The organism is Massilia sp. 05N420 (genome assembly GCF_056397205.1).
Genome location: NZ_JBFTMX010000022.1, coordinates 67,604 through 78,318, shown reverse-complemented (window position 1 = coordinate 78,318; position 10,715 = coordinate 67,604). Strand labels below are relative to the sequence as shown.

Sequence of the window (10,715 nt, the reverse complement as noted above, 5' to 3'; positions counted from 1 at the left end):
GCCACGGCGTCGGCGCCGTCGGCCTGGCCGCGCGGCGCGGCGGCCGCAGCGACGGCTTCCCGCTGCTGGCGCTGCTCGCGCATCTGGCGCGGACCGCGCGGCTTGCGCTGGCCATCATCCTGGGCCGCATCGACGGCGGGCGCCGGGGCGGCTTCGGCGGCCGGGGCGCTCACGGCCTCCGCGGCATCGGCCTTTTTCGCACGCGGCTTGCGGGCCGGCTTGGCGGCCGGGCTCGCATCCTGCGATGCAGGAGCCTCGGCTGCCGGCGCGGCGCCTTCCGGAATATCGGCAGCCGGCTTGGCGGCGGCCTTGCGGGTGCGCTTGGGTTTCGCGTCGGCTTCCGGCTGCGTGCCGTCGGCTGCAGCCTGGGCGCGCGTGCGGCGCTTCGGCTTGGCTGCCGCCTCCAGCCCTGCTTCGGCAGGGGTCGTCTCGGTGTTGTCGGTTGGATTCATCATTCGTTTCGTTGTTATTGCTGACCTGACGCGAGATCAACCACCGGTTGCGTCGCAGGGTCGTGTTCATCAAATTGTTGCAAGGCCGCTTCCAGCGCTTCCAGACTGCGTCCACCGGTGCCGTCCGCCACTTCCTGCAGCGGCGGCAGCTGCGACAGCGAGGCCAGGCCGAGGTCGTCGAGGAACTGCCGGGTCGTGCCCAGCAGGGCCGGACGTCCCGGCACCTCGCGGTGGCCGACCACGTCGATCCAGCCGCGGTCCTCGAGCATCTTGATCGTCTGCGAGTTGACGGCGACGCCGCGGATCTCTTCGATGTCGCCGCGCGTGACCGGCTGGCGGTAGGCGATGATCGCCAGCGTCTCCAGCGTTGCACGCGAATACTTCGGCGGCTTTTCCGGGGCAACCCGGTCTAGGTAAGGCTTCATTTCCGGCCGGCTCTGGAAGCGCCAGCCGGATGCCAGGCTGACGATCTCGATGCCGCGGTCCTGCCAGTCCTGGCGCAGTTCTTCCAGCAGAATCTTGATCGTGTCGGCGCCCACGCCCGCGCCGATCTGGCGGCCGTTCGCATCCACGTCGGCGAACAGTTTCTTCATGCCGTGGATCGTCATCGGCTCACGCGCGCACAGCAAGGCGGTCTCGAGGACCTTCTTGGCCTCATCAGTGTTCATAACGGCAAAGAAAACATCAAACACAAACGGCTTCAACGGTCACGAAGTGTCGTTGCAGCGACACAGGAGCTTACGCCCCAATGAGACAGTACGCGTTGAAACTGGGTTCCGTGGCCCGGCAGTGGCGCCGGGCGGATACCGTGGGGGCTCATGCCTGCCACGCGGCAGCCCGCCGGAAAGCGGACTGCAAAGATAGACTTTCAGGAGAAACGGCGCTGCTGGAGCAGGAAGGACGACATCGTTTCTACCGATTGGCGGCCATTGTACCCGATAAAACCCGGAAAGGGAGAAGCCGCGAACAGGTGCGCGCAGCGCGGCACGGCGGACGATGCGCCGCGATGCGCCCGCTCAAGCGGCGAGGCGTTCGGCCAGGATCGCGGAGACGCCCAGGAAAGCCGGGTACTCGGCCGTGATCACATAGGTCGGGACCGCCGCCAGGTAGGCGGCAAAGCGGCCCTTCTGCTCGAAGCGGCGGCGGAAGCAGGAGCGCGCAAAGCGTTCGCCCAGGCGCGGCACGATGCCGCCGCCGATGTAGACCCCGCCCTGGGCGCCCAGGGTGACGGCCAGGTTGCCGGCTACCGTGCCCAGCATGCCGCAGAAGGCTTCGACGACCTCGTCGCACAGCGGGCATTCGCCGGCCAGGGCGCGGCGCGAAATCTCCGGCGCGTCCAGCACGGGCTCGTCCGCCCCGCGCAGCTCGGCCAGCGCGCGGTAGATCAGCTCGACGCCGGCGCCGGACAGCAGGCGCTCGGCCGACACGTGTTCGAACTCGCGCCATGCATACTGCAGGATCGCGATTTCGGTGTCGTTGGCCGGAGAAAAGGTGACGTGGCCGCCTTCGCTGCGCAGCGCGGTCCAGCTCTTGCCGTCCGGAGCCGGAATCAGGCCGGACACGCCGAGCCCGGTGCCGGCGCCCAGCAGGCCGATCGGCGCATTCACGCCCGGGGCGCCGCCGCCGACCTGGACCTTGTCGCTGTCCGTCAGCCAGGGCAAGGCCATCGCCAGCGCCTCGAAATCGTTCACCACCACGAAGGTATCGAAGCCGCACTCGCGGCGCATCGCCTCGATCGAGAATTCCCAGTGGTGATTGGTCATGCGCACCATGTCGCCCAGCACCGGATTGGCGATCGCGATCGCCGCATGGCGCACCGTGCCCGAGCCGGCCACCGTCTCGGCCACCGCCGGTAGGGCCAGGTAGGCGCGCAGGGCATCCGCCAGCGTCGGGTGGCTGGCGCAGGACAGCACTTCGATGTGCGCGATGCGGCCCGGGCCCAGCTCCAGCGCGAAGCGCGCATTGGTGCCGCCGATGTCGGCGAGCAGGCGCGGGCTGGCATGCCCCGCGGTCATGGTCGGGGAAGCGGCGGACGGCTGGAGAACGGGGGATGCGGGCGCAACAGTCATGGCATGGAATCGGAAACAGATTCCAGAAGCTTAAGGACTTCTCGGCTTCAGCGCAAGCACTTATTGTAGTTTAGGTACATCCGCCTTTGTTTCGCTAGGAATCCCACAAAATATTGCAGAGATTCATGAGTAGTCGAGCTACCAAACTTCGGCTGCAAAGACGCTTGCTCAGCCGGCTTTCGGCTTGAGTTCGACGTCCGCCTCGGCGGCGCAATCCGCGTTCCAGGCGTCGAGGCCGCCGCGCAGGGGACGGGCGTGGTGGAAACCGTTGGCCAGGAAGGTCTTCGCAACCTGGGCCGCGGTGACGTCGTTCGGGCAGCTGCAGTAGATGACGATGTGGCGGTCGCGGTCGAGGCTGGCCATCAGGCGTTCCGGGACGGTGTCGCCGTAGACCAGCGCGCCCGGGATGCCCTGCTCCAGCTGGCGCGCGGTGACGCCGCGGGCATCGACGATCAGCGGGTCGTGGCCGGCCTCGAGCAGGGATTTCAGCTCGGCGGTGGTGATGCGCGGGAGGTTGGCGGCGCCGAGGTTGCGGCGGCGCTCGATGTACTTGAACAACACGAACAGGGCCAGCAGCGCGCCGACCACCATCAGCGCGGTGCTGCCGAGGGTCTCGAACCAGGAGATGACGTCGTCGACGCTGCCATGGAACCAGGCGCCCAGGCCCATGCCGACGCCGCTCCACAGCAGGCCGCCGGCCATCGACAGCCACAGGAAGCGCTGGGTGGTGGTGCCCATGGCGCCGGCCAGCGGCGGGGCGATGGTGTTGAAGCCGGGGATGAACTTGGCGACCACCAGCGACTTCGCGCCCCAGCGGCTGAAATTGTCCTCGGTCTGGCTGACACAGGAATCCGGCGACAGCGAAATCTTGCACAGCAGGCGCAGAATGCGCTTGCCGTAGTAGCGGCCGGCGCGGAACCAGAAATAATCGCTGATCAGGCAGGCGGCGATGCTGGCCGCCAAATAGAGCGGCCAGTTGGCTCCCTTGTCGACCGCCAGCGCGCCGGCGATGATCAGCACCGGGAAGGCGGGAATCGGCAGGCCGATCTGTTCGAGCAGCACGATGCCGAACACGATCAACGCGCCATAGGTGTGTATCAGATGGGAGAGCGAGGCCATGCCAATATGGTATCGGAAAAGCCCGCCCCGCGCCCCCGTAAAAATTCTGGGTCAGAGCACATTTCGCAACAAATTCGGGGTCAGAGCACTTTTTGCCCCGGCGCTAACTGAAGCAATCCATGCCGAAGCTCGGCCAACCGCACCTAAAGACCCGGTTCCGAAAAATCGCTCTGACCCCGAATTTCAGTGGAAATGTGCTCTGACCCCGAATTTTTGACGCGGCCTCAGGCCCCGCGCGGGATGGCGTTCAGCAAGGTCTGGGTGTAGGGGTGCCGGGGGTTGCGGTAGAGCTCGTCCGAGTCTGCCATCTCGACCACGCTGCCGTGGTGCATGACCATCACGCGGTCGGAGATGTACTTGACCACGGATAAATCGTGCGAGATGAAGATGTAGCTCATCTTGTACTCGTCCTGCAGGTCCTGCAGCAGGTTCAGCACCTGGGCCTGGACCGAGACGTCCAGCGCCGACACCGACTCGTCGCACACCAGGATCTCCGGCTTCATGGTCAGGCAGCGCGCGATCGCGATGCGCTGGCGCTGGCCACCGGAGAATTCGTGCGGATAGCGGTGGAAGGCCTGCTCCGGCAGCCCGACCCGCCTCAAGAGATAGTGGGCGTGCTCGATGCGTTCCGCATCATTCAAGCCGATGCGATGGATGCGCATCGGCTCCAGCAGGATCTGGCCGACCGTGAAGCGCGGGTTCAGCGAGGCATAGGGATTCTGGAAGATGATCTGGATGCGCCGTTTATACGCCTGGTACTCGCGGTCGCTCATCGCCAGCAGGTCGCGGCCCTCGAACAGGGCGCTGCCGCCGGTGGCGCGGTGCAGGCGCAGCAGGGTCAGGCCGACCGTGGTCTTGCCGGAACCGGATTCGCCGACCACGCCCAGGGTCTTCCCGCGCGGCAGCGTGAAGGACACGTCCTTCACCGCCTTGAATTCGCGCTTGCCGAACAGGCCTTCGCGCAGCCAGAAGCTTTTTTGCAGCCCTTCCACCACCAGCACATTGTCGTCGGAAGCAGCATAGCCGCGCGAGCGCTGCGGCAGCACGGTCTCCGAAGAGTAACGCCCGCTCAGCACATCGTCGATGACCGGCAGGCGCACCGGCCGCTCGTCCAGCTTCGGCCGGCAATGCAGCAGCGCACGCGTATAGGCGTCGGATGGCGCATGCAAGACCTGGGCAGCAGGCCCCTCCTCCCGCACCTCGCCATGCCGCATCACGATCACGCGGTCGGCAATCTCGCCCACCAGTCCGAGATCGTGGGTGATGAACAGCACCGACATCTGGTGCTTCTTCTGCAGCCCCGCGATCAGTTCCATGATCTGCTTCTGGATCGTCACGTCCAGCGCCGTGGTCGGCTCGTCGGCGATCAGCAGGCGCGGTTCGCAGGCGATCGCCATCGCGATCATCACGCGCTGCTGCTGGCCGCCCGACATCTGGCTCGGATAGGCGTCGATCTTGGCTGCAGGGTCGGGGATGCCGACTTCGTCCAGCAGCTCGAGCGTGCGGGCGCGCGCCTGGCGCTTGTCCATGCCCAGGTGCTGGCGCAGTACTTCGCCGATCTGGAAGCCGACCGTGAACACCGGATTCAGCGAAGACATCGGCTCCTGGAAGATCATCGCGATGTCCTTGCCGCACAGCTTGCGGCGCGCCTCGATCGACTGCCCGAGCAGCTCGCGGCCGTCGAAGCGGATCGAGGAGCCCTCGTGCATGATCGTGGTTTCACGAGGCAGCAGGCCCATCACCGCCAGCGAGCTGACCGACTTGCCGCTGCCGGACTCGCCCACCAGGGCCACGGTGGCGTTCTTCGGCAGGCTGAAGGAAATGCCCTTCACGGCTTCGAACGTGCGCTTCTTGTCGATGCGGAAGGAGACGCGCAGGTCGCGCACCTCGAGCAATGGCTGATCAAAAGTCATACGGGCTCACTTCAATTTCGGATCCAGCGCATCGCGCAGCGCGTCGGCAAACAGCGAGAAGGCCGTCACCAGCAGGGCCATCGCGCTGGCGGCGGCAGCCAGCTGCCACCACTTGCCCAGGATGAGTTCATTCTGCGCCTCGTTCAGCATGCTGCCCCAGGACACCACGCCCACCGGCACGCCGAAGCCCAGGAAGGACAGGATGACTTCGGCCTTGATGAAGCCGACCACCAGGATCGACATCTGCACCAGCGCCACGTGCGAGACGTTCGGCAGGATGTGCGAGAACATCCGCCGCCAGCTCGAGGCGCCGATGGCGTCCGCCGCCATCACGTATTCGCGGGCCTTGTGCTTGATGTACTCGGCGCGGATCAGGCGGTAGGGCCCGGTCCATCCCGTCAGCCCCAGGATCAGCACGATGGTCAGCACGCCCTTGGTCTGCAGCACCGCGGCCACCGTCAGGATCATCAGGATCGACGGAATCGAGGTGAAGATGCTGTAGAACCAGTTGAACAGGTCGTCGACCTTGCCGCCATAGAAGCCGGAGACGGCGCCGAACAGGGTCCCCAGCGCCACCGCAACCAAGGCCGCCACTAAACCGACCACGATCGAGGTCTGGCCGCCCTTGATGGTTTTTTTAACGATGTCGTGGCCCCATTTGTCGGCGCCGAAAGGCAGGGTCGTGGCTTTGACCGCCTGCGTGGCATGGCCGTGCCGGACCAGCTCCGTCCTCAGTTCGGCGATATCGGCCGCCAGCGGATCGAAGGCATTCGGCGGCGTGGGCGCGGACGGACGGCCCAGGGCCGCCAGCGCGGGATCGGGACCGACGAAGGTCGGCGGCGCATAGTTGAGCGCGACTTCGTCCTCCCAGTCGGCGGCCACCAGGCCGGTGGCGGACAGCAGCACCGACAGCAGGAAGATCAGCACCACCGCCAGCGAAGCCATGGCGATGCGGTCGGCGCGCAGGCGGCGCCAGGCGAGCGCCCACAGGCCGGGCGAAGCGTTTTCGATCATTTGAGTCATTTCATTTGCTCATTTGAGCAGATCACTTTAGCTGGACACGCGGGTCCACCGCCTGGTACATCAGATCGGCCAGCAGGTTGAACACCATGGTGGCGGCGGCCACGTAGACCGTGATCGCCTTGATCACCGGGAAGTCGCTGCGCTCGACCGCCAGGATCACCTCACGTCCGATACCCGGGATGCCGAAGAAGCGCTCCAGCAGGAAGGCGCCGATCAGGAGGGCCGGCAGGTTCGCCATCACGTAGGTGATGATCGGAATCGCCGCATTGCGCAGCACGTGGACCCAGACGATGCGCCGCTCCGACAGGCCCTTGGCGCGCGCGGTGCGCACATAGTCCTGCCCGACTTCGTCCAGCACGAAGCTGCGGAACAGGCGCAGGGTGGGCGCCACCGACACCGTCAGTCCGATCAGGATCGGCAAGGTGGCGTAGCGCAGCAGGTTTTCGAGGAAATGGTCGCCCCAGCCCTGCACCGGAAACAGCCCCAGCTTGTAGGCCAGTCCATACTGGAACACGATGATGTAGACCAGGATCGAGATCGACATGCCGACCGTGCAGGCGATCATCACCAGGCGGTCGGTCAGCGAGCCGCGCACGAAAGCGATGGCGAGCGCCAGCGCGATCCCGATCAGGGTCTCCAGCACGGTCAGCGGCACCAGCACCGTCAGCGAGGGGCCGAGCCGGGTGGCCAGGATGTGCGAGACCGGTTCGCCGGTGCTCCAGGCATTGCCGAAATCAAAGCTMAGGATCTGCTTGACGAAGATGCCGAGCTGCACGTACCAGGGCTGGTCCAGGCCGAGCTGGGTGCGGATGTTGGCGATCGCCTGCGCATCCGCCATCTTGCCCGCCAGCAGGTAGGACGGGTCGCCGCCGACCCAGTTGAACAGCACGAAGACCAGCACCACCACGCCGGCCATGGTCGGCAGCATTTGCCACAGCCGCCGGAGGATATAAGCAAACATCGGGGGAATCCGGGTGAAAAACGAAACTATAGAACAGTTTCCGAATGTTGCAGAGAAAAAAATCTCCCACCACCTAACAGGGAAAATACATACAAGTGTGGCATTTCCGCAATGTTACGAAGAATTCATATCCATTCATATTGACACTGTAAGGACAGGAATGATCTGATGAGCCTCCGTAAGGTGAAAAAATTCTAATTTCTCACCGGACCACCATTGGTTACCTCTAGTGCTCGCATTCCTTGGCATATGCATGCCAAAGATTGACAAAAAAGCATATGCATGTGTGGACCGATTCATCAGACCATTTCTTGGAGTTGGAATGTATAAAAGAAAAGCTGTAGCCCAAGCAGTCTCCTTCGCCGTCGCCTACGTGGCGTTCGGCGCCGCCGCGATGGCGCAGGACACCTCGTCCGCCCCGATGCAGCGTGTCGAAGTCACGGGCTCGAGCATCAAGCGTGCCACCGCCGAAACCGCCTCGCCGGTCCAGGTGGTCACCCGCGAAGACCTGGCCAAGTCCGGCAAGGGCACCGTCGCCGAATACCTGCAGACCCTGACCGCCGACGGCGCCGGTTCGCTGCCGACCGGCTTCGGCAACGGTTTCGCCGCCGGCTCGACCGCGATCTCGCTGCGCGGCCTGGGCGCGACCTCGACCCTGGTGCTGCTGAACGGCCGCCGCATGGCCCCGTTCGCGCGCGCCGACGACGGCCAGAAGAGCTTCACCGACCTGTCGACCGTGCCGATGGAAGCGGTGGAACGCATCGAGATCCTGAAGGACGGCGCGTCCTCGATCTACGGCGCGGACGCGATCGCCGGCGTGGTCAACATCATCCTGCGCAAGGACTTCACCGGCCTGGTCGCCAAGGGCGAGCTGGGCGAGTCGCGCTACCGCGACGGCGAAGTGGCCAAGGGCACCCTGACCTGGGGCAAGGGCGACCTCGACACCGACGGCTTCAACGTCATGACCAACCTCGAGGTCTACGGCAACCACGAGCTGATGAACAAGGACCGCGCCGGCCGCAAGTGGATCGGCCAGGGCGACATCCGCCCGTGGGGCTATGCGGCCAACAGCCAGTTCGCCGGCGGCTACATCACGCCGGGCGCTTCCAGCCCGACCCCGACCGGCGCCCTGCGCGATCCGAAGACCGGCAACTATGTGTCGCTGCCGGGCTGCTCGCAGTTCTCGCCGGTGGTCAACCAGGACCCGGCCGGCGGCTGCCTGTGGTACCAGGACCAGTTCCGCTCGATGCAGCCGAATATCGACGGCGTGAACCTGTATGCGCGCGGCACCAAGAACCTGGACGGCGGCCTGCAGCTGTACGCGGAAGCCGGCTACTCCAAGCGCGACACCTCGTTCACCCTGACCCCGCCGTCGACCAGCCCGACCGTCGCCTTCCCGCCGAACGCGGCCAGCCCGACCGGCGTGATCGCCTACGGCAACACGATCCTGATGTCGGCCAATCATCCGCAGAACCCGTACGGCGCCGACGTGCGCCTGCGCTACTCGATGTTCGACGTCGGCCCCAGCACCCGCTCGGTGGACAATGCCTTCAACCGCTTCGTGATCGGCATCAAGGGCCAGAAATACGGCTGGGACTTCGACACCGCCTACCTGCATTCGATGTCGAAGCTGGATCTGAACTACAGCAACATGATCAACATGAAGGTGCTGCAGGCCGCCCTGGGCAACCCGTCCAGCCAGTATTTCCCGTACTACATCGGCACCCAGGCCAGCAAGAATCCGGCCTCGCTGTACGCCGCGATGGTGACCAATGCGACCTCGCATTCGACCACCAAGCTCGACATCGTCGACTTCAAGGCCTCGCGCGAGCTGATGCAGCTGCCGGGCGGCGCCATGGGCCTGGCGGTCGGCGCCGAACACCGCCGCGAGTCGCTGGACAACCCGTCGCTGTCGGGCACCGCCGACGGTTCGATCAACTCCTCCTACGTGGCGGCGAAGGGCGACCAGAACATCTCGGCGGTCTTCGTCGAAGTGGCTGCGCCTGTGATCCAGACCGTCGAACTGACCGGTGCACTGCGCTACGACAAGTACAAGAACTTCTCGTCCACCACCCCGAAAGTCGGCATCAAGTGGACCCCGCTGAAGACCTTCGCCCTGCGCGGCACCTACTCGGAAGGCTTCCGCGCCCCGGGTCCGGCCGAAGCCGGCGTCGAGTCGCAGAGCACCGGCAGCTCCTCGGTGCGCGATCCGGTCCGCTGCCCGGGCGGCGTTCCGGCAGCCGGCGGCGCAACCCAGGCCGACTGCGCGATCTCGATCGGTGCGGTCAAGGTCGGCAACCCGAAACTGTCGCCGGAAACCTCGAAGGGCTACACCCTGGGCATGGTCTGGGATCCGCTGGCCAACACCAGCCTGTCCGTGGACGGCTTCAAGATCCGCCGTGAAAACGAGATCAACCCRCTGTCCTACGTCGAAGCAGCCGCCCTGCCGACCGCGATCCGCAACGACAACAACCTGGTCGTGAACGGCGTCGTGATCCCGAACACGGGCACCCTGCTGCTGTCGAACGCACCCTACCAGAACTCGAGCTTCACCGAGATCAAGGGCGTGGACTTCGACGTCAAGCAGCGCGTCAAGCTGGGCGACTACGGCCGCGCGGTCGTGGGCCTGACCTGGACCCACATCGCATCGTGGGTACGCGCCGAGAAGAGCGGCACCCGTTACCAGTACGCCGGCACCCACGGCAACTGCGACACCTCGAACTGCGCCGGTACGCCGAAGGACAAGATCAGCCTCAGCGCTTCGTGGGACTACAGCCAGAAGTTCAACATGACCGCGACCGCCAACTACCGCGCCGACATGCAGAACGTGTACTTCGCCGGCGACAAGTGCGCCTCGCAGTTCGCGAACGGCAACCCGGCGCCTGGCGACTGCCGCCTGGCTTCGTTCACCACGGTCGACCTGTCGGCACGCTATAACGTGACCCGCCAGCTGCAGATCTATGGCTCGATCCAGAACCTGTTCGACAAGGTTGCTCCGCTGGATCCGCTGACCTACGGTGGCATGAGCTACAACCCGATGGACGCCAGCGGCGCCATCGGCCGCTACTTCAAGGTCGGCCTGCGCTGGACCATGTAATGTGGCACGCCGCCCCCGCGAAAGCGGGGGCCCAAGGCATGTAGCAAACGGCGAACCTCGGTTCGCCGTTTTTATTACAAC

Annotated in this window: 7 protein-coding genes and 1 pseudogene; 1 reads left to right on the top strand and 7 read right to left on the bottom strand. The window is 65.3% G+C overall.

Annotated elements, in window-relative coordinates; genetic code table 11:
- The 7 genes and pseudogenes from AC1DIX_RS16095 to AC1DIX_RS16065 all read right to left on the bottom strand — a co-directional run.
- Window positions 1–455, bottom strand: a pseudogene (locus AC1DIX_RS16095) (23S rRNA pseudouridylate synthase B); the annotation flags it as partial.
- Window positions 456–466: 11 nt separating this feature from the next.
- Window positions 467–1,120, bottom strand: a complete 654-nt coding sequence (gene scpB, locus AC1DIX_RS16090; protein WP_442122715.1) for an SMC-Scp complex subunit ScpB — start codon at window positions 1,118–1,120, stop codon at window positions 467–469.
- Between the two features lie 348 nt (window positions 1,121–1,468).
- Window positions 1,469–2,521, bottom strand: a complete 1,053-nt coding sequence (locus AC1DIX_RS16085; RefSeq protein WP_477325669.1) for a glucokinase — start codon at window positions 2,519–2,521, stop codon at window positions 1,469–1,471.
- A 168-nt stretch (window positions 2,522–2,689) separates the two neighbouring features.
- The gene (locus AC1DIX_RS16080; protein WP_442122713.1) at window positions 2,690–3,640 is read right to left on the bottom strand and encodes a VTT domain-containing protein; all 951 of its coding nucleotides are present in this window, start codon (window positions 3,638–3,640) and stop codon (window positions 2,690–2,692) included.
- A 224-nt stretch (window positions 3,641–3,864) separates the two neighbouring features.
- Window positions 3,865–5,553, bottom strand: a complete 1,689-nt coding sequence (locus AC1DIX_RS16075) for an ABC transporter ATP-binding protein (RefSeq protein ID WP_477325667.1) — start codon at window positions 5,551–5,553, stop codon at window positions 3,865–3,867.
- Window positions 5,554–5,559: 6 nt separating this feature from the next.
- Complete coding sequence (locus AC1DIX_RS16070) at window positions 5,560–6,576, bottom strand: ABC transporter permease (protein ID WP_477325665.1); 1,017 nt, start codon at window positions 6,574–6,576, stop codon at window positions 5,560–5,562.
- A gap of 22 nt (window positions 6,577–6,598) precedes the next feature.
- Window positions 6,599–7,537 (bottom strand): ABC transporter permease, encoded by a 939-nt coding sequence (locus tag AC1DIX_RS16065; protein ID WP_477249834.1) that lies wholly within the window; start codon window positions 7,535–7,537, stop codon window positions 6,599–6,601.
- 322 nt (window positions 7,538–7,859) lie between these two features.
- On the opposite strand from AC1DIX_RS16065, the gene AC1DIX_RS16060 reads away from it, so the two are divergent.
- The gene (locus AC1DIX_RS16060) at window positions 7,860–10,634 is read left to right on the top strand and encodes a TonB-dependent receptor (RefSeq protein WP_477325663.1); all 2,775 of its coding nucleotides are present in this window, start codon (window positions 7,860–7,862) and stop codon (window positions 10,632–10,634) included.
- Window positions 10,635–10,715 lie beyond the last annotated feature (81 nt).

Coding starts and splice junctions, on each gene's coding strand:
- AC1DIX_RS16080 (WP_442122713.1), bottom strand. CDS start 3,640: ATGGCCTCGCTCTCCCATCTGATACACACCTATGGCGCGTTGATCGTG.
- AC1DIX_RS16085 (WP_477325669.1), bottom strand. CDS start 2,521: ATGACTGTTGCGCCCGCATCCCCCGTTCTCCAGCCGTCCGCCGCTTCC.
- AC1DIX_RS16075 (WP_477325667.1), bottom strand. CDS start 5,553: ATGACTTTTGATCAGCCATTGCTCGAGGTGCGCGACCTGCGCGTCTCC.
- scpB (WP_442122715.1), bottom strand. CDS start 1,120: ATGAACACTGATGAGGCCAAGAAGGTCCTCGAGACCGCCTTGCTGTGC.
- AC1DIX_RS16070 (WP_477325665.1), bottom strand. CDS start 6,576: ATGACTCAAATGATCGAAAACGCTTCGCCCGGCCTGTGGGCGCTCGCC.